The following is a 22,156-nucleotide window of genomic DNA, read 5'->3' as shown; positions in this document are numbered from 1 at the left end:
ATATTCGGCTAAAATCGGCTTCACGGGCTGTGAACAAAAAATTCGGACCGTTACCGGCGGAACAGCCTGCCGTCGATGGTGACAAGGCCAAACGCGATCAGCGCCATGCCGGCTAGTTCGAACAGATCGAGCCTTTCGCCGAGAAAGGTGATGCCCAAAAGAATGGCGCTTGCGGGCACGATCAGCGTAACCAGCGAGGCGTTGGTCGCACCCGCCGAGGCGATAACGTTGAAATAGAGGATGTAGGCGAAGGCAGTGGAGATGAGCGCCAGAGCCAGCACCGCCGTCCATACCGGCGCGCTTGCCTCGAACAGTCCCGCCGTGCCGTGCATGATCAGCACTACCGGCAGCATCATCGCCGTCGAGGCGGTGAGCTGGCCGGCCGCCACGACGGATGGCGGCACGCCCTTGAAACGGCGGGCGACGATCAGCGCGAAGGCGTAGGAAAGCGAAGCGCCGACAAGCGCGAACTTGGCCCAGACCGGCCCTCCCAGGCCGGCGATCAGGCCGGGCCCGATCATCACCGCCGTGCCGGCGATGCCGAGCAGGATGCCTGCGACCTTGTTCCAGCTCAGCTTCTCGTCGCTGGTAAGCGCGTTGGCGACGATCAGCGTCCAGAACGGCGTGGTGGCGTTGAGCACCGAGGCAAGGCCGGCTCCGAGCACGGTCTGGCCGGCGAAGATCAGCGAGAACGGGATGACATTGTTGAGCAGCGCGAGCAGGAAGAAGGCCGCCGCGTGGGGCAAAGCGAGCTTGAAGGAAGGCCCACGCACCAGGAGATAGAGATGCAGGGCGATGGCCGCGATCGCCACGCGAAACAGGACCAGCGTCAGCGGCGGAATCTCGGCGACCGCGATGCGAGCGAAGAAAAACGATCCGCCCCAGATCGCCCCCAGCAGCAGAAGCTGGCCCCAATCCCGCGCTGTCATTGTCGTCTGCGGGGCCACCGCCGCCGGAACCGCTGTCATCGAAGCCTCTGGGATGCTTTGTCCGCACCAAGCCTTAGCGGCATTCACCTGCCGCTGCCACCCGATTCCCGTTTGCGTAGGGCTTTCTCCTGCCACGGCCAGCGGCTGCGGAAGCTCAACGCAGGGCACACAATCGTTCCCTTTGCGGCGAACGTGCTCTAAGTAACGGCGACTGGCCGAGGAGCACCTGATGCAGCGATTCGAGAATGCGAAAGAGGCCGCGCTCGCGCTTCGTCCCGACGATCCGGTCTATTGCTTTCGCCCCGAAGTGCTGAAGGCCGACTGCCGCCAGTTCATGGACATGTTTCCGGGCAAAACCGCTTATGCGGTCAAGACCAATGGCGAGCACATGGTGCTGAAGACGCTGGTCGAGGCCGGCGTCACGGCGTTCGACGTGGCCTCGCCAGGCGAATTCGCGGCGGTCCGCGCCGTTTCCGCGGATGCCGAGATGCTCTACATGCATCCGGTCAAGGCGCAGTCGGATATCCGGCTGGCGCTCGAAAAATACGGCATCCGCGTGATCGCGCTCGACCACGAGGATGAGATCACCAAGCTGACGCGGGTGGTGCGGGCGCTGGACATCGATCCTGGCGTGATCACGGTGTTCGTGCGCATACAGACCAAGGGACTTGCGGCCTACGAACTGTCGAAGAAATTCGGCGCCGGGCCCGCCTATGCGGTGGAACTGGCGCACAGGCTGCATCGCAACGGCTACAAGGTCGGCATCTGCTTTCATGTCGGCAGCCAGATCGAGGATCCCGACACCTATGAGCGGGCGCTGGCGTCGGCCGACTGGGTTCGCAACCGCATGGGCTTTCCGATCGCGGGGCTCGATGTCGGTGGCGGCTTCCCGGCCGAATACGGCCGCGACCCCAATCGCAAGAAGGTCGAGATGCCTTCGATCGGCCAGATCATGTCGCGGCTGCGCGGCGACCTGAAGGAATATGGGTTCGATGAGGTGCCGCTGGTGGCGGAGCCAGGCCGCGTCATTGTCGCACGCGCGTTCTCGCTGATCGTGCGGGTGCTTTTGCGCAAGGGCAGGCGGCTCTACATCAATGACGGCATCTGGGCGTCATTGTCCGACAGCTGGACCGGCAAGATCACGCTGCCGGCGCGCTTCATTCCCGATCCGGCGATCCGCTCGCGCAACGGCGAGGAAAGGAACATCGTGCCGTTCAAGGTGTGCGGCGCGACCTGCGATTCCGTCGACATACTGTCGCGGCCGTTCTGGCTGCCGGAGACGATCGACACCGGCGACTGGGTCGAGATCGGCCATATCGGCGCATACTCGCTGTCGCTCCGGACGCGCTTCAACGGGTTCTATCCCGACACGTTCGTGGAAGTGGCGACGCCTTTCGACGAGGGCGAGGCGCCAGAGAGCTTTGCGACGCTGGAGACGATGGCGGATTGAGGGAGTGCGGGAGTAGGGCGGTAAGCAGCAGGCAGTAGGCAGTGGGAAAAGCTTGTTTCGGCTTGGCGAATGCGATTTCCCTACTCCCCTACTCCCCTACTCCCCTGATCCAATCCCGCCAGCAGCGCCGGCGTTGGCCAGCCGTCCACCGGCAGGCCGAGGCGCATCTGCTCCTGGCGGACAGCCTCGCGGGTGTTGGTGCCGAGGATGCCGTCTATGCCGCCGACATCATAGCCTTTCGCCTGCAGCCTGTGCTGCAACTCCTTCATCTGGCCGCCATCGAGCCCGGGTTCGGGATTACGCCTGTCATAGGCCGGCGCGCCGGCAAGCCGGGCGGCTAAATTGGCGGCAGTCATCGTGTAGGTGATCGACTGGTTCCACTCGAGATAGACGTCGTAATTATCGTAGGTAAGGAATGCGGGGCCCTTGTGGCCCATCGGCAGGACCAGTCCGGCCTTCAGGCCGTTGTCGGTCAGTGGCGTGCCGTCGCGACGGGTCACGCCCCACGCCGCCCATTGCGACAGAGGCAGCTTGTTGGTGCGGCCGGTCTGTGCCCACGGCATCGCCTCGGGCACGCGGACTTCCTCGATCCACGGCGCGCCGCTCTTCCAGCCGCGCGACAGGATCTTGTTGGCCGTGGTCATGATGACGTCGGGGGCGCTGTTGCGCAGGTCCACGAGGCCGTCGCCGTCGCCATCGACGCCGCGCGCCAGATAGTCGGAGGGCAGGAGCTGCGTCTGGCCGACTTCGCCGGCCCAGGCACCCTTGACGCCCGCGGGCAGGATGCCCTGGTCGATGAGGGTGAGCAGCGGCACCACCTGGGGGCGGAACAGTTCCGGCCGCCGGCAGTCATGGGCAAGGGTCAGCAGCGCATTGACCGTGTCGAAATCGCCCTGGACCGCGCCAAAATCCGTCTCCAGCGCCCAGAAGGCGGCGATGACCGGGCCCTGCACGCCGAACTCCTGTTCGGCGCGGGCGAAGATGTCGGCATATTTCTCCAGATTGGCCTTGCCCTGCTGCAGCCGGTAGTCGGAGATCATACGGGAGGAGAACTCGATGAAGCTCTGGGTGAAAACGCCCTGGGCACGGTCGTGCTCCAGCACCTTCCGGTCGACGCCAGCCTGCGCCAGGGCCGTTAGGCCTGTTTCGCCTACGCCGGCCGCCCTTGCCTCCGCGGCGACCGTCTGCTTCCACGCGTCGAAGTCACCGCCGCATTGCTGCGCCGCTGCGGGCGAGGCCGCGAAGGCGGCAAGCAGCGCCAGCGCCATGGTCCGCGATTTCATATTCAATGCTCCGCCTGATTGCAGGCTGTCGTCTGCCCAAAAGTCGTGGCGAAAAGCGGGCGAGGCGGGGGGATTAGTGCCTGATCCGTTCCGAAGAAATCGGAACGGGATTGCAATTTGTTGATTCCGCATGATCTTGCCCGAAAAGTCCGCAATTTTCGCTACGCGACCTTCGGTTCGCCTCTAGATCGTATTCGCCTTCAGCCACTTCTTCCAGGCGGAGGGGCTGCCGTTGAACACGTTGATATCGGCATTGCCCTTGATGCCGGGAACGACGCCGGTTCCCGTATATTGCCAGAACACAAAGGGGTGCCCGCCGTAGCGATCGGTCGGATGGCCGGCGACCGAACGAAGCCAGTAGGGGTAGCCGGTGAAGGATGCGAGGCCGTTATCGTCGAAGAAATCGATCGAGGTGTAGATGATCGGCTTCTTGCCGTAGTGCCTTTCGACAATCTCCAGGAAAATCTTCATCTCGCTGCGCACGGTGGCGGCGGGTGGACGGAGCTTGCAGGTCGGCGATTGCGGGTTCCACTCCATGTCCAGCACCGGCGGCAGTGACGACCGGTCGCGCGGCACGTTGCGGATGAACCAGGCCGCCTGCTCGGCGGCGGGGCGGCAGAAATAGTAGAAGTGATAAGCGCTGCGCGGCACGCCGGCGGCCTTGGTTCCGCGCCAATGCTCGGCGAAATAGTCGTCGATACGGTCACCGCCTTCGGTCGCCTTGATGAAGGCAAAGGAAATGCCGCTGGTCTTGGCGGTGTGCCAGTCGATGGACGACTGGTATTTCGATACGTCGGTGCCGTGCACGGCATGGTTCCAGGGCGTGCGGCCCGTCCAGTCATGCGGGTCGCTGTCGTCGAAGCGCGGATAGCCGACCGAGACCTCGGTGCTGCCGGCGACCGGCGATAGATCCTCGACGGTTGAACAGGCGCCAAGCAGCGCCAGCAGGATCAGGGCCGGAAAACGGCGCATCGCGTCTCCTGTTGGACGGACCTCAGCCCATCCGGATATTCATCGAGTATGCGTGTCCCCCTTGGACGCGCAGCCGGGCCGCCATCTCGTGACAGGCCGGAATATTCCAGTCTTGGCCGATCATGGTTGACAAACGGTTGATCCCCGCTCGACAGGCAGCGAAATTTCCGTGAGGAATTGCGGCGGAACGATGGCGGCGGGCGGGCGAAGGGGCGAGATGGGATGAGGATTGCGGCGAAAATAGCGAAATGGCTGGCGGGGCTGGCCATCGCGGTGCTCATCGGGCTCGCGGCATGGCTCTATTTCGCGCCGCCGGCGATGATCCGGGTAGCGGCTGGTTACTCGGCCAAAATCGTCTGCTCCAACGTCTTTATAGCCGGGCGCGACGCCGGCGAGGTGCTGCAGGCCGATGTGCAGGCGCCCGGCCATCCGATCCTGAAGCTGATCTCCGTGGATGTCGACGATAGTACCGGAACGGTTTCAGCGGGGCTGTTCGGCCTGTTCGGGAAGGGACTGGCCGTGGACCGAACAGGCTTCGGCTGCGCGGCGGTTCCAGACGGCGACCTGGCTTCGGCGCAGGTGACCGACATCGCAATCCAGCTGCCGGCAGAACTTCCTGATGGAATATGGCCCGAGGGCAACCGGGTCGAACCGTCGCAGCACCCCCGGATCACGGAAATTCTCGACGACCCGGCGATGACCGGGCCGGGCATGCGCGCCGTCGTCGTGGTGAAAGACGGGCGCATTGTCGGCGAGCGCTACGGCGCCGGGTTTTCGGCCGAAACGCCCTTGCTCGGCTGGTCGATTGCCAAGAGCGTGACCGCCGCGATCATCGGCACGCTGGTCAAGGAGGACAGGCTCGATGTCGAGCGGGCGCGCCTGTTCGAAGCCTGGGCCGGCGACGGACGCGCGGCGATCAAGATCTCCGACCTGATGGCGATGTCGAGCGGGCTGGAATTCAACGAGGACTATGGCGACGTCACCGATGTCACGCGCATGCTCTATCTCGAGCCGGACATGGCCGCTTTCGCCGCGGCAAAGCCGCTGGCGGACGAAGTCGGCAAGGCGTTCTCCTATTCGAGTGGCACGACGGTGATGCTGTCGCGACTGTGGCAGGAGGCGGCGGGCGACACGGAACAGGCGCTGGTTTGGCCGCGGGAGGCGCTGTTCGGGCCGCTGGGCATGACCAGTGCGGTGATGGAAACCGATGCGCGCGGCACCTTCGTCGGCTCATCCTACATGTATGCGACGGCGCGTGACTGGGCGCGGTTCGGGCAATTCCTGTTGCAGGACGGCATCTGGAGCAGTGCAGAACTTCTGCCGCCGGGTTTCGCGGCATGGATGAGGGAACCGGCGCCGGCTTCGAACGGCGAATACGGCCGCGGACAGGTGTGGCTGCACGGACCGGTGGCAGGCACGGCTGAGGGGCAGGATCCGGACGCCGGCTTCGATCTGCCAGCAGACGCGTTCTGGCTGCTCGGCCATGACGGCCAGTCGATCGCGGTCGCGCCTTCGAAGAGGCTGGTCGTGGTACGGCTCGGGCTGACGCCGTCGAAACTCGGCTACAAGCCGCAGGGGATGCTCGAGGCGCTGGCGAAAGCGGTGGAATAGCGTGTTCTCAGCTTGCCCGCGTCACGACCGCATGAACTGCGTAGCCGCGATAAAGCGTTTGAATGGAAAGGCTTGAACCTGTCCGCTGGCATTCCGATTCCAGCGCTTCGCGCAATGAATCACGCGGCTCGACGTGGAATTTGGCCAGCCATGCGCGCAGGCCCGAGCGAAACCAGCCCGGCAGCCGCTCCTGTTGGCCGAAATCGACGATGTGCAGCGACCCGCCCGGCGCTAGCGCGGCGAGACCGGCAGGGATGGTTTTCTCCCAGCCGGGGATCATCGACAGCGCATATGAGATGAAGACGCGGTTGAAGGCCGGCTGGCCGAACAGCGCTTTCGCGTCGAAGGCGGTGGCGTCGCCCTTTGCGAGCGCCGTGCGGCCGGAAAGGCCGTGGCGGGAGATCGCGGCCGAGGCCGTTTCCAGCATCGCATGTGAAATGTCGATGCCGAAGAAGCGGGCGTCGGGATAGCGCTGCGCCGCCCGGATCAAGTTGCGGCCGGTGCCGCAGCCGAGTTCCAGCACGGTTCCGCCCGGCGGGACGTGCAAGCCTTCGATCAGCCGGTCGCGCCCGAGGAGGTAATATTTGCGGGTGAGGTCGTAGACATGGCGCTGATGACGATAGACGCCGTCCATCAGCGCGGCATGGCCGCTTTCAGCGGCGCTCATCAGGGCTTCTTCACGTAAAGATGGAAGCCGCCATAGATGGCGGAGCGGTCGCGGGCAGAGAAGTCTTTCGACTGCGCCTCCTCGTAGCTCCATTGGTCTAGCAGCGCCTGAGAGACGCGGCCGGGCAGCAGGCTGGGTTCGGCTGCGGTGCGGAAGATAACACGCGCACCGGGGGCGGCGGTGCGGGTGATCTCGGTCCAGAGTTCGTTCAACTGGCGGTCGCTCATCCAGTCCTGTGCGTCGAGCAGCACGAAACGGTCGACTTGGCCCGCGCCCTTTTGCGCCAGCAGTTCGGTGAAATTGGCGTGGTGGACGGAAACGCGGCCGAGATTGCGCCGGATCGTCGCGTAGTTCGCGGCGTCGAGATAGGCGGGCAGGGTAGCCTCGCCGGGCGAGGGATAGCGGCGGGCGAAAGCCTGCCAGGCGAAATAATTGTCCTTCAGCGGGAAATCGCAGGCGAGCTTTTCGAGCCTTGCCGAGAGCACGCTGGCCATCGTGCCGTCGCCGGAGGTTATCAGCGAATCGTACTGTGCAGGCGGAATGCCGAGGCCGAACAGCGATGCCTTGCGCGAAGTGGCCCAGCGGATGAGCGGACGCCGGAACACCGGGGCCAGGTGCTTCTCGAAATAGGCGCGCTGGTCGTCCAGCGTTTCGGCCGCCATGATCCTGGAGACGTCGACGCCGTAGAGCCTCGCCGCGCGATGGCCTGCGGCGATGAACAGGCCGAGCAGCCCGCGCTGGTAGAAGTTGTCCTCGAAGGCCGCGATGCGGCGCTTGCCACGCCAGTTGCGTTTTTCCCAATAATCCCGGCTGGCCCGGTCGAGATGTGGCGCGATGAATCGGTCATAAGCCGAGGAGTTGTGGCGGTTGCCAGCCTCGCCGAAGAAGCGGAACAGGTCGGCCTGGGAGGGCAGGTGGCGGACCGCGGCCAGTTTCATGCGGTTAAGCGCGATGTGGGCAGTGTTCAGGTCGACGGCGTCAATCCGCACCGGCGAGCGCGTCAGGTAGGCAAGGACGTTGCAGCCGCCCGACGCGATGGTGATGACACGATGGCCCTCGGCGAGGGCCATCGCCTCCATGTCGATCTCGGGATCCTCCCATATCTGCGGATAGACGAGGCCGGAGAAGAGGAATGTGAACAGGCGCTCCGAGAGGCCGGCTTTTGACAACGCGCGGTTCTGGTAGACCGCCTTGCCGAGCCGCCTGTTTCGAGGAAAGCCAAGTTCCGAAGAAAGGTCGGTCATTGCGAGGCGAATCCGGTTGTGCGTCAACGCAAGCGGGTACCGGAAGCCCATGACAGGCCCGTGACAGTCGCTTGAAAGGCCGGGCGTAGGGCGCGCAACTCCCGGCGCCATCGGGCGTATCGTCGGCACCTGCGTCGCCGAAGCACCGACCATCGAAGCTGCCGATATCGCGGAGTTCGACCGGATCATGTGACGCGACGAACCGCCGCGAGGTTCGGCGCTCGAGGTTTGCTCTTCGGGCGGACCGACGTTCGGGTCTGACAGATTATTACGTTTCGACAGTAGATGTGACGCAACGTTTCCGTTCGTAATGCATTATGAGGTGCGACCGGGGGGTTTGTTTGAGGAGAAAATGGTATGAGAAATTTGATTTTGGCCTTCGTTTCAGCAATCGCGCTCTTTGGCGTGGCAGCATGCAGCGATACGGCCGATAACTCGACCACCCAGAGCACCACCCCGCCGGCCGACACCACGCAGCCGGCTCCGGCGCCCGAGGCAACCCCGCCGGCCGAGCCGGCTCCGGCGCCTGCCCAGTAACGGCGTCCAACGCAGAAAAGGTCGGGCCTGCCCGGCCTTTTTCTGCGGTCAGCGGGCGACCCGCGCCTTGCGTCCGATCATAACCACCGTCACCACGGCCAGTGCGAACAGCAACGTCTCGCCGCCGATGCGCTCGCTGAGAAGCGTCGCCGAAATCGTCAGCGTGACGAAAACCTGCATCAGTTGAACCTGGCTGACGCGTGCAATGCCACCCATGGCCAGGCCAACATTCCAGGCGAAGAAACCAAAAAACATCGAGCCGAAACCGAGATAGAGGAACGCAAGGATTTGCGGCGCCGCCGCTTGGGCGAATTCCGGCCGGAAGGTCAGTACCGTGCCGGGAATTGTGACCGGAGCGGTTAGGATGAGCGCCCAGCAGATGACTTCCCAACCCGGCATCTTCCGCGACACCTTGCCGGAGACGACATAGCCCAGGCTGGCGGAAATTCCTGCCAGGAAAAGCCAGATGTCGCCCGAAACGAGTTGCATGCCATTGTCGCGCACCGCAAAGGTCACCACGATGGCCGCGCCCGCCACCCCGCAAATCCAGAACAGCACGGACGGCCGCTCGCCGCCGATCAGGGCGGCGAAAATGCTGGTGGCGAGCGGCAATATGCCGAGCACGACGCCGCCATGCGCGGCAGGTACGGTCTGCATGGCGATGGAGGACAGGACCGGAAATCCGAAGACCAGGAGCAGGCCGGCAAGCAAAAGCGCCGGCGCATCCTCTCTCGGGAAACGCTTGCGCATGAGCGCCAGCAGGATGGCAGCAGCTACCGAAGCGAGCGCGGCGCGGCCATGAGTGATGAACCATGGGCTGAACGTCTGCAGCGCGACGCGGGTTGCGGGCAGCGTGCCGCCGAAAATCACGACGCCAAGCAGGCCGAGCGCCAGACCGGCGGTCTCGCGCGATAGAGCCGGTTTGCCGGCAAGTTCAGCGGGGTCGCTCATGGCGGCTGGATAACGGCTGGGCGTTCATTCGTCGCGGCAAATCATTTGGTCCACGCGCGCCATGCCGGAGCCGCGCAGCATCTCCTGCTTCGCAGCCGCGGCGTATTGCGTCTCGCCAATGCGTTGGATGATGGTTTATGAAGCGGCATGTCGATTTGGGACCGCATTGGCGAATTCGTCGCGCGCGTAACCTCCTCCGCCGCGACGGGAGTCGCGGACGTGGTCGAGGCGGTGCGAACGATTTTTGAGGGCGACGCGGAGTTGCGCCGACGCGTTTCCTTCTCGATCGCCATGATCGCGCTGTCGGCGAAGATGGCCAAGGCCGACGGAATCGTCACGCAGGACGAGATCCGCGCCTTTCAGCAGATATTCTCGGTGCCGACGAAAGAGACGCGCAATGTCGCCAGGCTCTACGACCTGGCGCAGGCCGACGTTGCCGGTTTCGAGACCTATGCGGAGCGCATGGCCAGACTGTGCGGGTCGGGCCGGCCGAACTGCGCGATGCTCGAAGACGTACTCGACGGCCTGTTCCACATCGCCAAGGCAGACGGGCTGCTGCACGAAAGGGAGGGATTGTATCTCCACCGCGTGGCGCAGATCTTCATGATCGGCGAAGATCATTATCAGAGCATACTCGCCCGCCATCTCGATCTCGGCGAAGCCGATCCCTATACCGTACTTGGCATCGAGCGCGGCAAGCCGTTCGAGGAGGTGCGCAGGCATTACCGCCAACTCGTCGCCCACAACCATCCCGACAAGTTGATCGCGCGCGGGCTGCCTGAAGAGTTCATCGCGATCGCCACCACGCGCATCGCGGCCATCAATGCCGCCTACGAAATGATCGAACGGGGCTTCCGGCATCTATGAGCGGATTTGCGCCCGATCATTCCGGCGCGGAGGTGAGGGTTTCGCCCAATTTCGGACCGCGGCAGGGCGTCTCGCGCCCCGACATGATCGTGCTCCACTACACAGGCATGGAGACCGGACAGGCAGCCGAAGCCCGGCTCTGCGACCCGGCAAGCGAAGTGTCGTCGCATTATCTGGTGCACGAGAATGGCCGCATCGTGCAGATGGTGCGCGAAAGCGATCGCGCCTGGCATGCGGGAAAAAGCTCGTGGCGCGGTGCGACCGACATAAACTCGCGGTCGATTGGCATCGAGATCGTCAATCCGGGGCACGAGTTCGGCTATCGGAAATTTCCAGAAGCCCAGATACTTGCGGTGATGAAGCTTTGCCGCGGCATTTGTGACCGGCATGGTGTGCGGCCTGAGATGATAGTAGGTCATTCGGATGTGGCCCCTGGCCGTAAAGTCGATCCTGGCGAGAAATTTCCATGGCGGCTTCTGGCACGCCACGGACTCGGCCATTTCGTAGAGCCTGCGCGGCTGCGCGGCGGGCCGGTTCTTCGCCTGGGCGACAACGGCGGACCGGTCGAAGAACTTCAATCGATGCTGGCGCTGTACGGCTACGGAGTGGAAATTACCGGGCTTTTTGACCGCCAGACTGAGATCGCGCTCGCGGCGTTCCAGCGGCATTTTCGCCCAAGGCAGGTCGACGGGATAGCTAACCGCGCGACGGTCGAGACCTTGCGCCGTCTATTGGCTTCGCTGCCTGCCAGTCTTGTATGACGTGCGGCAGTACGGCCAAAGCTTCATTCTGTAACATAATGTGATTTCCCACGCCTTTTTAGCTACTCATTCGACCGTCAAAGCCATTTCTGTACAGATGACAAAGCTGTTCCTAGAAGCAGCGTCATTAAGGTTTGGGCTGTCGTGCGAAGATCTTTCGTGCGGCTCTATACACACGGGAAACAATGAAAAAACTGACCGTTTTAGCGGCAGCATTCGCTGCCGGACTGACGAGCTTTGCCGCAAATTCAGCGCCACATCCGAGCAAGAGCCTCAGGGTCGAGGATTCCGAAACCGCTCCCGTGGCAAAAACGCAAGACAAAGCCACCGCCAAAAGCGAGAAGCAGGAACAGGCGACGACAAAGTCCGACAAGAGCAGGCAAAACAAGGCCGTCGCCAGACAGGCGGCGGAGAAAAGTCAGGCGAAAACCAAGCGCGTAGCCGAGAAGCGCGCACCCGCAAAAAAACAGGCAGCCGAAAAGAGTGAGCCGAACAAAAAGCGGGTAGCCGAAAAGGCCGAGCCGAAGCGGGTCGCGACCAAGAGCTCGTCAAAGACCAAGCATACAGCAGAAAAGAAGACGCCGAAGATCAAGCAGGTCGTGGAAAAGAGCACTCCTAAGGCCAAGCAAGTCGTGGAAAAGAGCGCGCCTAAAGCCCAGAAGGTTGCGGAAAAGAGCACTCCCAAAGCCAAGAAGGCCGTAGAAAAGATCACGCCCAAGGCCGAGAAGTTCGCGGAAAAGAGCACATCGAAGCCCAAGGACGGTGGTGACAGGCAGGTGGCGGTGAAGGAGCCGACGGCGCTGGACCTGGTCGAAACCGCTTCGATCGGCAGCAAGGGCGCGAAGACGGTGAAGGGCACCGGCGGCCAGTATAGCGCGATCATCGCGCAATATGCAGCTTCCTACGGCGTGCCCGTATCGTTGGCCCACGCCGTCATTCAGGTCGAAAGCAATTACCGGCCGAACGCTCGCGGCAGCGCCGGCGAGATCGGCCTGATGCAGATCAAGCCCTCGACCGCCCGCATGATGGGCTACGAAGGCAGCACCCAGGGTCTGTTTCATCCCGAAACCAACATAAAATTCGGCATGAAGTATCTCGCCAAGGCACAGAAGCTCGGCGGCGGGACCACTTGCGGCACGATCCTGAAATACAATGCCGGCCACGCCGCCAAGCGCATGAATCCAGTGTCGTCGGCCTATTGCGTCAAGATTAAGCGCTTCCTCGGCGTCTGATCGCAAGCTGCCAGACAAAAGCTCGCTCTCCGGAACGGGCTTTTTGTTTGCATTTTGTCGCGCGAATGCCTTTATACGCACTGCCAGCCGGCCGGGCGGCCGCACCCGCAAATGCCGAAAGGCTGCGGGTGAGGAAAGTCCGGGCTCCATGGATACACGGTGCCGGATAATGACCGGCGGGGGCGACCCCAGGGAAAGTGCCACAGAAAGCAAACCGCCGCGTTTTTCGCGGCAAGGGTGAAAGGGTGGGGTAAGAGCCCACCGCGCGACTGGCAACAGGAGCGGCACGGTAAACCCCACCGGGAGCAAGACCGAATAGGGATGGTATGAGGGAAACCTCAGGGCTGTTTCCGGCCCCGCCATCCGGGTAGGTTGCGTGAGGCGCATGGCGACATGCGCCCAAGACGAATGGCCGCCACGTTTTCGCGCCGCAAGGCGCGAAGGCCATACAGAACCCGGCTTACAGGCCGGCTGGCAATTTTTTTTACCTGCAAATTCTTGCAGAGCCTGGGGCAAACGAGGCGCTTAACCTCCCAGCCGATCCAGCGAGGCCTTGATCGCCGTCCAGAGTTCCTCCGCTGGCTCGCATCCGATGGCGAGGCGGACGAAGCCTGGGCCGACCGCGTCGCCTCGGCAGGCGCGGCGTTCGGCCGATGTGTGCACGCCTCCGAACGAGGTTGCCGGCTGGATCAGTTCGCAGCCGGCGATGAAATCGTCCGCCTGTTCGGCAGACGCCAGCGAAAAGCTGATTAGAAAGCCGAAACGCTGCATCTGGATGCGCGCAAGATTGTGGGAAGGATCGCCCTCAAGTCCAGGGAAGCGCAGCCCGTGAACGGCCGGATGATCTTTAAGACGGCCGGCGATCAGTTCGGCCGAACTGCACATGCGGTCGAACCGCACCTCCAGTGTCTCCAGCCCCCGATGCACCAGCCAGGCGTCGAACGGGCTCGGTATGCTGCCTGAAGTCTCGCGCCAGTCCATGACCGCTGTGATCGTGTCGGCGTTGCGGCTGGCGACATGTCCGAACAGTGCGTCGGAATGGCCGTTCGGCGCCTTGGTGTCGGCGGCGACGACGATGTCGGCTCCAAGGTCGAGCGGACGCTGGCCATAGGGCGTCATGGTGGTGTTGTCGACGGCGAGGATTCCACTCGCCGCATGGACTGCATGGGCGACCGCCGCGATGTCGCAGATATCGAGCACCGGGTTCGACGGACTTTCGACGAAGACCAGCCGATAACCGGCAAAGCCGCCGTCAAGAAAGGACGCTGTCGGCCTGACATCGACGCCGATGCCAAGCTTTCCAAGAAAGCGGTCGGCGAGGCCGCGCGTGGTATGATAGCCGTCCGACGGCAGGAGGACGCGATCTCCAGTCTTCAGCAAGCCGAAGAATATTGAGGCGATTGCCGCCATGCCGGAGGGGAAGGCCACGCAAGGCGCATCTTCCAGATGGGCGAGCACTTTTTCAACCGCATCCCATGTCGGGTTGGAAAACCGGCCATATTGGTTGTAGCCGGTGGCGTCGCCGGGCGAGTGGTAGGTCGCAGCCATGGTCAGGGGCAGCGCGACCGGATCGCCGAGTGAATATCCGCTGCGGCGCAGGTGGATGAGGTGCGCGGCGCGCGCTTGAGCGTTGTCGGTCATGTTGTTGTTCTTTCGCGGAGATGCCGGTTGCAAGGCTATGCCGGGGCTGGTCCGCGGGCAAGCCGAGCCGCAAACAAGAAGTGTGGCTAAACGGTTCGTTAGCCTTAATGGACGATAAAGTTGGGGAAGCTGCCAAAGCCGAGTTTACGGGCCCGCGCAGATAAGTTGTGAAGCCTGCTCCCGTTGACGCCCATACTGCCCCATGATATCCCATTTCGACAATCAAGTCTTTGTTCCGGTTCCGGTGAAAGCGTTCGTCAGACATGCAGTCGGGGCGGCTGCGTGGGGCGATTTTTCCGGCCGTGGAACGCAACGGATTTTCGCAGAAGGGCCGCGCGACGACGGCGCGGACGCAACAATGAAAAGGGCGCGGCGGCGGAAGCGGCTGTATCGAGTGATGGACCGGTTTCTGTCGAATGCAGTGAACAGGATCGACGCCAAGGGGCGGGTTTCCGTGCCGGCGCATTTCCGTTCCGTGGTGCAGAAGCGCGGCTATTCGGAACTCTACGCATTACGGGCGCTGGATATCCCGGCCATGGATGTGGGTGGGCTCGACCTGCTCGACCGCTACGAGCAGCGGATCGCGCAGGAAGATCCGTTCCTGCAGACGGCGGACGACATGTCGTTCTTTTGCCATGGCGACGGGACGTTCCTGAAGCTCGACCAGGACGGCCGCATCACGGTGCCGGAGTTCATCCGCGAGCACACCGGCATTTCGGCGGAAGTGGCCTTCGTCGGGCGCGGGAATTTTTTCCAGATATGGGAGCCGGGCCGGCTGGCGGCCTATGGCGCGGAAGCGCGTGCGCGGCTTTTGAAGCTGCGGCAGGGTTTGGGGGCGAAAGCCTCCGGGAGCACGGAATGATGGCGGGTCACGGCGGGAACGAACCCGTGGTTGGCGGACCGGCGCGCCACGTTCCGGTGCTCCTGAATGAGGTGCTGGCGGCGCTGAAGCCGAAACCGGGCGAGCTGATCGTCGACGGCACGTTCGGCGCGGGAGGTTACACGAGCGCGATCCTGGAAACCGGCGCGTCTGTCATTGCCATCGATCGCGATCCCGATGCGATCGCGGCCGGGCGGGCGATGGAGCAGGCATCAGGCGGACGCCTGACGCTGGTCCAGGCGCCGTTCTCGCAACTCGACCAGCATGCGCAGGGTGCCGACGGCGTCGTGCTCGACATCGGCGTTTCCTCCATGCAGCTCGACCAGGCCGAACGCGGCTTCTCTTTCCGCAATGACGGCCCGCTCGACATGCGCATGGCGCAGGAGGGCCTGAGCGCCGCCGACGTGGTCAACCGCTTCAAGTCAGGCGACCTGGCCCGCATCTTCGGCTTCCTCGGTGAGGAACGGCATGCCGGCCGCATCGCGCGGATGATCGAGAAGCGCAGGGCGGTCCGGCCGTTCGAACGCACGCGCGATCTCTCCGAAGCGATCGCCGACCATGTCGGACGCAATCCCAAGGACAAGATCCATCCCGCGACCAGGGTGTTCCAGGCGCTGCGCATTTTCGTCAACGACGAGCTCGGCGAACTCGCCGGCGCGCTTTTCGCGGCCGAGCGCGTTCTGAAGCCCGGCGGCAGGCTGGTGGTCGTCACCTTCCACTCGCTGGAAGACCGCATCGTCAAGCGCTTTGTCGCCGATCGGTCGGGCAAGGCAGCGGGTTCGCGCCACATGCCCGAGGCGCAGGAGAAGGCGGCGACCTTCCTGAAGCTGGGCGGCGCGGTCGCGCCGGGCGAGGCCGAGACGGAGGCAAACCCACGCGCCCGCTCGGCCAAACTGCGCGCGGCTCAGCGCACCGACGTGCCGCCACGCCAGGCCGATGTTTCCATCTTCGGGCTGCCGAAGCTTCCTGAAATCCGCCAGTCCGGAGAAAGATAGATCATGTTCCGCACCAGCGACATCGTGCTCATCGCCGTCATGGTTTCGGCGGCCGCTTTCACCTACAAAACCAAGCACGAAGCCGAGGAGCAGCTTGCGTCGGTGCGCAAGATCGAGGCCCAGATACGGTTCGAAGAGGATCTGATCGATCTGCTGAAGGCCGACTGGAGCCTTTTGACCCAGCCTTCGCGGCTGCAGAAGCTGGCCGAAATCTACGAAACCGAATTGAAGCTTCAGCCTGTCGAAGCCCACCAGATCGTCGGCCTCGACGAACTGCCGTCGCGCCCCGTCGAAATCCAGGATTTCTCCACGCAACGTCTCGGCGGCATGGCCGAGGGCGAAACCGACCAGACGACAACCGGAGCGGTGGTCCAATGATGAAGCTCTGGCGCAAGCGCGTTTCCGAAGCCGAGGCCTCCACCGCCTCGATCATCGTCGACGGCGCACGCAAGGCCACAGGCGGACGCGCCAAGACCCGCGTGGTGATGACCATGGCGGTGTTCTTCGGCATCTATGCGACCATTGCCGGCCGGCTGGTCTATCTCGGTTTCGAGGATGCCGAGGCGTCTTCGGGGCCGGCGAGCCGGATCACCGCGTCGCGGCCCGACATCGTCGATCGCAACGGCGAAGTGCTGGCCACCGACATCAAGACGGCGTCGCTATTTGCCGAGCCGCGGCGCATCGTCGATCCTAACGAAGTGATCGAAAAGCTGTCGCTGGTGCTGCCCGACATCGAGGTCGAGCAGACATATCACAAGCTGAAAAGCGGGGCGGGTTTCGTATGGCTGCGCCGTCAGCTCACGCCCAAGCAGCAGAACGACATCATGCAGCTTGGCATTCCGGGCATCGGCTTCCGCACCGAAAAGCGCCGCTTCTACCCGGGGGGCGAGACGGCTTCCCACCTCGTGGGGCTGACCAACATCGACAACCAGGGCATTTCCGGCCTGGAGAAATATATCGATGACCAGGGCCTCGCCGACCTGCAGGCCTCGGGCCTGGCGGTGGCCAAGGATCTGAAGCCTGTCAGGCTGTCGATCGACCTGCGCGTCCAGCACATCGTGCGCGACGAGATCTCCCGCGCCATGGAGAAATATCATGCGATCGCGGCGGGCGCGGTGGTGTTCAACGCCAAGACCGGCGAGGTCGTGGCGATGGCGTCGGTGCCGGACTACGACCCCAACAATCCCTATAACGCCCATGACAAGGACCGGCTGAACCGTATGTCGGCCGGCACCTACGAGATGGGCTCGACGATCAAGAGCTTTACCACTGCCATGGCGCTCGATTCGGGCAAGGTGACACTCGAAAGCCGCTTCGACGCGTCACGGCCCATTACGATCGGCAATCAGACGATCCGCGATTTCCACGGCAAGGGCAGGGTGCTGACGGTTCCGGAGGTGTTCATCTATTCGTCGAACATCGGCTCGGCGCGGGAAGCCGACGTGGTGGGCATCGAGGGCCACCGCGAATTCCTTCACCGTATGGGCCTGCTCAAGCGGATGAACACCGAATTGCCCGAAGTGGCGCGGCCAAGCGAACCGAAGGTCTGGAAGAAGGTCCATTCGATCACCATCGCCTTCGGACATGGCATGTCGACCACGCCGTTGCAGACGGCCGTCGCCGCCGCCGCCCTGATGAATGGCGGCAAGCTCATTGATCCGACCTTCCTGCCGCGCACGCAGGAAGAGGCCGACGCGGTCGCCAAGCAGGTGATCGACCCGAAAACCAGCGAAAACATGCGCTATCTCTACCGGCTCAACGCGGAAAAAGGCTCCGGCAAGCGCGCCGAAGTGCCGGGCTATCGCGTCGGCGGCAAGACCGGAACCGCCGAAAAGGTCGTCAACGGACGCTATTCGTCGAGCGTGCGCTTCAATGCCTTTCTTGCTGCGTTTCCGATGGACGACCCGCAATACATCGTCTTGAGCATCATCGACGAGCCGAAGCCGGAAAAACCGGGCATGGCCGCGACTTCAGGCCTGAACGCCGCGCCGATTGTCGCCAACATAATTCGCCGTTCGGCCTCCCTGCTTGGCGTGAAGCCAGAATTCAGCCATGAAAGTAAGGCTACGCTGGTTTCGTACCAATGATTCTCAAGGCGCGCCGGCGAGAGCGCGCCATTTGTTTATGACTAATGGGATGCGATGAAACTCAAGGACCTCGCCGGTATCCTGCCTGTCGAACGGGATGAGTCCGGCGATCTGGAGATCAGCGGCGTGTCGTCGGACTCGCGGCTGATCAAGCCGGGCATGGTATTCGTGGCCGTAGCCGGCACGAAGGCGGATGGCGCGACCTATGCCGCGGATGCTGCAAGCCGCGGTGCAGCGGCGATCGTGGCGGCTAAGGGCGGCAATCTCTCCGGGCTGCCGGCGCCGGTGATTGGCGTCGATGACCCGAGGCTCTCGCTGGCGCTGCTCGCTGCCAAGTTTTATCCGAAGCAGCCCGAAACGGTGGTTGCGGTGACTGGCACCAGCGGCAAGACCTCGGTCGCGGCTTTCACACGTCAAATCTGGGAACAGACGGGACTTGCGGCCGCCAGCATCGGCACGACGGGCGTCGTGGCGCCCGGCCGCAACGAATACGGTTCGCTGACCACGCCCGATCCCGTGGCGCTTCACAAGCTGCTGACGGAACTGGCGGATTCGGGCGTCATGCACGTGTCTATGGAGGCTTCCAGCCATGGACTCGACCAGCGTCGGCTCGATGGAGTAAAACTGTCCGCGGGCGGCTTCACCAATCTCGGCCGCGACCACATGGATTATCATCCGACCATCGAGGAATATCACCGCGCTAAGCTTCGCCTGTTCGAATCGCTCCTTGCAAAGGATGTGCCGGCTGTCATTTTCGCGGACGATCCGTGGTCGGAGCCGACGATCTCGTCGGCCCGGAAGGCCGGCCTCAATGTCCTCACGGTCGGACGGCACGGGGATTTCTTGAAACTGAAACGCGTCGAGCACGAACGCTTTCGGCAGCGCGCGGAAGTGGAAGCCGACGGCGTCATCCATGAGATCGACCTGCCGCTTGCCGGGGATTTCCAGATATACAACGCGCTGGTCTCGGCCGGCCTCGCCATTGCCACGGGAACGCCGATCGGCAGGGCGCTCGGCGCGCTGGAACGGCTGAAGGGGGCGCCGGGACGGCTCGACCTGGTGGGAACCGCGGCCAATGGCGCACCGGTCTATGTCGACTATGCGCACAAGCCGGATGCGCTGGAAAACGTTCTGGCCTCCGTCCGCCCCTTCACGACGGGGAGGGTGATCGTCGTATTCGGCTGCGGCGGCGACCGCGACCGCGGCAAGCGTCCGATTATGGGCGAAATCGCCACGCGGCTGGCCGACGTCGTCATCGTGACCGACGACAATCCGCGGTCGGAAGTTCCGGAAACAATCCGCGCGGCGATACTCGCCGCCGCGCCCGGCGCTATCGAGATCGCCGACCGCCGCGCCGCCATCCACGACGCGGTCGCCATGCTTCATCCCGGCGACACCCTCATCATTGCCGGCAAGGGTCATGAAGAAGGCCAGACGATCGGCGCCGAGACGTTCCCGTTTTCGGACCATGAGGAAGTGCGCAAGGCGCTCAAGGAGCGCGCCACATGAGTTATCTCTGGAATTCGGAGGCGCTCGTGGCGGCGATGGATGGCCGTCCCATCGGCCATCTGCCGGAAGGCGTGACCGGAATCTCGATCGACAGCCGCACGCTTAAGCCCGGGGAGGCGTTTTTCGCGATCAAGGGCGAGGCTATGGACGGCCATGATTTCGCGACGGCAGCGATCAAGGCCGGCGCCGGGCTGCTGATTGTGTCTGAAGGCAAGCTCCCCGCGCTGGGACGGCTGACCGCGCCGATGATCGTCGTGCCCGACGTGCTTGCCGCGCTCGAAAAGACCGGCGTCGCCGCGCGAGCGCGCGCCCAGGCCAAGATTATCGCGGTGACGGGTTCGGTCGGCAAGACGACCACCAAGGAGGCGCTTCGGCACGTGCTGTCTTCGGTCGGCAAGGTGCATGCGTCGGACAAGTCGTTCAACAATCACTGGGGCGTGCCGCTGACGCTGGCCCGGATGCCGCAGGATTGCGATTATGCAATCTTCGAGATAGGCATGAACCATCCGGACGAAATCCGTCCGCTGGCGAAGATGGTGCGCCCGCATGTCGCCATCGTCACGCTTATCGCGCCGGCCCATCTCGGGCACTTCAAGAACCTCGACGAAATCGCCCGCGCGAAGGCGGAAATATTCGAGGGAATCGAGCCGGGCGGCTATGCCTTGATCAACCGCGATGACCAGCGCTGGAAGCTTCTGGAAAAAATGGCGCGGGACGCGGGCGTCGCCCATATCGTCGGCTTCGGCGAGAACAGCCGCGCCCATTTCAGGCTGGTGGATCACGAACTGTTTCCCGATCATTCGACCATCACGGTCAAGATCGGCGGCAAGGAGACGACGGCCGAGATCGGCGCGCCCGGCCGGCATATCGTGCAGAACACGCTTGCGGTGCTGGGCGCGGCGCGCCTGGTCGGCGCCGACATGGGCAAGGCCGCGGCGGCGCTGCGCGACCTCGCCGCCGAGAGCGGACGCGGCAAAAGATACAGGCTTCGGCACACTGACGGCCCGTTCACGCTGATCGACGAAAGCTACAACGCCAATCCAGTTTCGATGAAGGCTGCGCTCGACGTGCTCGCCGTAACGCCGGTTTCGGGTGAAGGCCGGCGCGTGGCGGTGCTGGGCGACATGCTGGAACTGGGCAGCCATTCGGCCAAGCTGCATGCCGCGCTTGCCGCCCCGGTTTCCGCCGCCGGCATCGGCCTCGTGCTCATGGGCGGGCCGGAAATGAAGGCGCTGGCAGACACGTTGCCGGATGCGATCCCGTCCGAGTACCGGGCGAGCGCCGACGAACTCAGGCCGCTGCTGATCGACAGCATCCGCCCCGGCGACACTGTCATGGTCAAATCATCCAAGGGCATCGGCTTTTCCAGGCTGGTCGATGCGCTGCTCAAACGGTTTCCGGCTGACGCCGGGGCCGCGAAGCCAAGCTGATCGCGGTTCCGGGGGACGCATGTTAACGCTGCTAGTCAATTTCGCGGACCAGGTTTCGGTCTTCAACATCTTCCGCTACATCACGTTCCGGACGGGCGGAGCGCTGATCACAGCGGCGCTGATCGTCTTCATCTTCGGACCGATGATCATCAACTCGTTGCGCATCCGGCAGGGCAAGGGCCAGCCTATCCGCGCCGACGGGCCGCAGACGCACTTCAAGAAGGCCGGCACGCCGACCATGGGCGGGCTGATGATCATTTCGGGCATCGTCGGGTCGTCGCTGCTGTGGGCGAACATCACCAGCGTCTATGTCTGGGTGGTCCTGCTTGTGACGCTGGGGTTCGGCGCCATCGGGCTTTACGACGACTATCTGAAGGTGACCAAGCAGTCGCATCTCGGATTTTCCGGCAAGGCGCGGCTCGCCATCGAATTCGTGATCGCGGCCATCGCCGCCTGGGCGATCATGCACAACGGCCAGGAGCCGTTCTCGTCGTCGCTGACCTTTCCATTCGTGAAGGATTTCCTGATCAATCTCGGCTGGTTCTTCATCCCGTTCGCCTGCATCGTGATCGTGGGCGCCGGCAATGCCGTCAATCTGACGGACGGGCTGGACGGGCTCGCGATCGTGCCGATCATGATCGCGGCGGCTTCGTTCGGCGTGATCGCCTATCTGTCCGGTAATGCGGTGTTCGCCGAATATCTGCAGATCCACTTCGTGCCGGGAACCGGCGAGCTGGCGGTGATTCTCGGCGCTGTCATCGGCGCCGGGCTCGGCTTCCTCTGGTTCAACGCGCCGCCGGCGGCGATTTTCATGGGCGATACCGGGTCGCTGGCGCTGGGCGGCCTGATAGGCACGATCGCCGTCGCCACGAAGCACGAAATAGTTCTGGCCATCATCGGCGGACTGTTCGTGATGGAGGCGCTTTCGGTTATCATACAGGTCGGCTTCTTCAAGATGACCGGCCGGCGCGTGTTTCTGATGGCGCCCATCCATCATCACTTCGAAAAGCTCGGCTGGACTGAAAGCCAGGTGGTGATCCGCTTCTGGATCATCGCCGTCATCCTGGCGCTGGTCGGGCTCTCGACCCTGAAGCTGCGATAGGAAACTCG

General features: G+C 63.5%; 20 protein-coding genes and 1 other RNA gene. 14 read left to right on the top strand and 7 right to left on the bottom strand.

The annotated features are described in order from the left end of the window. Window positions 1-50: 50 nt before the first annotated feature. Window positions 51-968 (bottom strand): DMT family transporter, encoded by a 918-nt coding sequence (locus tag ACG873_RS15835; protein WP_394892944.1) that lies wholly within the window; start codon window positions 966-968, stop codon window positions 51-53. 190 nt (window positions 969-1,158) lie between these two features. Here ACG873_RS15835 and ACG873_RS15830 point away from each other — a divergent pair, with 190 nt between their 5' ends. Beyond that, entirely contained in the window at window positions 1,159-2,379 is a 1,221-nt protein-coding gene (locus tag ACG873_RS15830; RefSeq protein WP_394892943.1) for an alanine racemase, read from the top strand. A gap of 80 nt (window positions 2,380-2,459) precedes the next feature. Here the strand turns inward: ACG873_RS15830 and ACG873_RS15825 are convergent, their stop codons facing one another. Next, window positions 2,460-3,662, bottom strand: coding sequence for a lytic murein transglycosylase (locus ACG873_RS15825; protein ID WP_394892941.1), 1,203 nt, complete (start codon window positions 3,660-3,662; stop codon window positions 2,460-2,462). A 183-nt stretch (window positions 3,663-3,845) separates the two neighbouring features. Further along, window positions 3,846-4,634, bottom strand: coding sequence for a GH25 family lysozyme (locus ACG873_RS15820; protein ID WP_394892939.1), 789 nt, complete (start codon window positions 4,632-4,634; stop codon window positions 3,846-3,848). A 222-nt stretch (window positions 4,635-4,856) separates the two neighbouring features. Between ACG873_RS15820 and ACG873_RS15815 the strand changes: the two genes are divergently transcribed. Then, window positions 4,857-6,245, top strand: a complete 1,389-nt coding sequence (locus ACG873_RS15815; RefSeq protein ID WP_394892938.1) for a serine hydrolase domain-containing protein — start codon at window positions 4,857-4,859, stop codon at window positions 6,243-6,245. A 7-nt stretch (window positions 6,246-6,252) separates the two neighbouring features. Here ACG873_RS15815 and ACG873_RS15810 read toward each other — a convergent pair whose 3' ends face one another. Both ACG873_RS15810 and ACG873_RS15805 read right to left on the bottom strand, forming a co-directional pair. After that, a complete protein-coding gene (locus ACG873_RS15810) occupies window positions 6,253-6,912 on the bottom strand; it encodes a class I SAM-dependent methyltransferase (protein WP_394892937.1) in 660 nt (219 codons plus the stop codon). After that, on the bottom strand, window positions 6,912-8,156 hold the full coding sequence (locus ACG873_RS15805; protein WP_394892935.1) for a DUF3419 family protein: 1,245 nt from the start codon (window positions 8,154-8,156) through the stop codon (window positions 6,912-6,914). Before ACG873_RS15805 ends, ACG873_RS15810 begins: the two co-directional genes overlap by 1 nt. Before the next feature lie 357 nt (window positions 8,157-8,513). Here ACG873_RS15805 and ACG873_RS15800 point away from each other — a divergent pair, with 357 nt between their 5' ends. Continuing rightward, window positions 8,514-8,693, top strand: a complete 180-nt coding sequence (locus tag ACG873_RS15800; RefSeq protein WP_394892934.1) for a hypothetical protein — start codon at window positions 8,514-8,516, stop codon at window positions 8,691-8,693. A gap of 48 nt (window positions 8,694-8,741) precedes the next feature. On the opposite strand, the gene ACG873_RS15795 is transcribed toward ACG873_RS15800, so the two are convergent. Next, complete coding sequence (locus ACG873_RS15795; RefSeq protein ID WP_394892933.1) at window positions 8,742-9,644, bottom strand: DMT family transporter; 903 nt, start codon at window positions 9,642-9,644, stop codon at window positions 8,742-8,744. A gap of 147 nt (window positions 9,645-9,791) precedes the next feature. Between ACG873_RS15795 and ACG873_RS15790 the strand changes: the two genes are divergently transcribed. From ACG873_RS15790 to rnpB, 4 genes are all read left to right on the top strand, one after another. After that, the gene (locus tag ACG873_RS15790; protein ID WP_394892931.1) at window positions 9,792-10,511 is read left to right on the top strand and encodes a TerB family tellurite resistance protein; all 720 of its coding nucleotides are present in this window, start codon (window positions 9,792-9,794) and stop codon (window positions 10,509-10,511) included. Continuing rightward, window positions 10,508-11,272: an N-acetylmuramoyl-L-alanine amidase gene (locus tag ACG873_RS15785; protein WP_394892929.1), complete on the top strand. Its 765-nt coding sequence runs from the start codon at window positions 10,508-10,510 to the stop codon at window positions 11,270-11,272. The genes ACG873_RS15790 and ACG873_RS15785 overlap by 4 nt, the downstream gene beginning before the upstream one ends. A 632-nt stretch (window positions 11,273-11,904) precedes the next feature. Then, a complete protein-coding gene (locus ACG873_RS15780; protein WP_394893539.1) occupies window positions 11,905-12,504 on the top strand; it encodes a lytic transglycosylase domain-containing protein in 600 nt (199 codons plus the stop codon). 83 nt (window positions 12,505-12,587) lie between these two features. Beyond that, window positions 12,588-12,983: RNase P RNA component class A (rnpB, locus tag ACG873_RS15775), an RNA gene on the top strand. A gap of 46 nt (window positions 12,984-13,029) precedes the next feature. Here rnpB and ACG873_RS15770 read toward each other — a convergent pair. Next, window positions 13,030-14,145: a cystathionine gamma-lyase gene (locus tag ACG873_RS15770; protein WP_394892927.1), complete on the bottom strand. Its 1,116-nt coding sequence runs from the start codon at window positions 14,143-14,145 to the stop codon at window positions 13,030-13,032. 397 nt (window positions 14,146-14,542) lie between these two features. On the opposite strand from ACG873_RS15770, the gene mraZ reads away from it, so the two are divergent. From mraZ to mraY, 7 genes are read left to right on the top strand one after another with little or no spacing between them, the layout of a single operon-like run. Beyond that, on the top strand, window positions 14,543-15,007 hold the full coding sequence (gene mraZ / locus ACG873_RS15765; protein WP_394893537.1) for a division/cell wall cluster transcriptional repressor MraZ: 465 nt from the start codon (window positions 14,543-14,545) through the stop codon (window positions 15,005-15,007). Next, window positions 15,004-16,020 carry a 16S rRNA (cytosine(1402)-N(4))-methyltransferase RsmH gene (gene rsmH, locus ACG873_RS15760; RefSeq protein WP_394892926.1) on the top strand — a complete coding sequence of 339 codons (1,017 nt, stop codon included), beginning with the start codon at window positions 15,004-15,006 and terminating at the stop codon, window positions 16,018-16,020. Before mraZ ends, rsmH begins: the two co-directional genes overlap by 4 nt. Window positions 16,021-16,023: 3 nt before the next feature. Continuing rightward, entirely contained in the window at window positions 16,024-16,398 is a 375-nt protein-coding gene (ftsL, locus tag ACG873_RS15755; RefSeq protein WP_394892924.1) for a cell division protein FtsL, read from the top strand. Further along, complete coding sequence (locus ACG873_RS15750) at window positions 16,395-18,107, top strand: peptidoglycan D,D-transpeptidase FtsI family protein (protein WP_394892923.1); 1,713 nt, start codon at window positions 16,395-16,397, stop codon at window positions 18,105-18,107. Before ftsL ends, ACG873_RS15750 begins: the two co-directional genes overlap by 4 nt. Before the next feature lie 54 nt (window positions 18,108-18,161). Then, window positions 18,162-19,616 carry a UDP-N-acetylmuramoyl-L-alanyl-D-glutamate--2,6-diaminopimelate ligase gene (locus ACG873_RS15745; protein WP_394892921.1) on the top strand — a complete coding sequence of 485 codons (1,455 nt, stop codon included), beginning with the start codon at window positions 18,162-18,164 and terminating at the stop codon, window positions 19,614-19,616. Continuing rightward, window positions 19,613-21,046, top strand: a complete 1,434-nt coding sequence (locus tag ACG873_RS15740) for a UDP-N-acetylmuramoylalanyl-D-glutamyl-2,6-diaminopimelate--D-alanyl-D-alanine ligase (RefSeq protein ID WP_394892920.1) — start codon at window positions 19,613-19,615, stop codon at window positions 21,044-21,046. Before ACG873_RS15745 ends, ACG873_RS15740 begins: the two co-directional genes overlap by 4 nt. Before the next feature lie 19 nt (window positions 21,047-21,065). Further along, a complete protein-coding gene (gene mraY, locus ACG873_RS15735; RefSeq protein ID WP_394892919.1) occupies window positions 21,066-22,148 on the top strand; it encodes a phospho-N-acetylmuramoyl-pentapeptide-transferase in 1,083 nt (360 codons plus the stop codon). Window positions 22,149-22,156 lie beyond the last annotated feature (8 nt).

The sequence above is a fragment of the Allomesorhizobium aridi genome, from assembly GCF_043769475.1.
GTDB lineage: Bacteria > Pseudomonadota > Alphaproteobacteria > Rhizobiales > Rhizobiaceae > Allomesorhizobium.
This window is presented reverse-complemented; position numbering and strand designations above follow the sequence as displayed.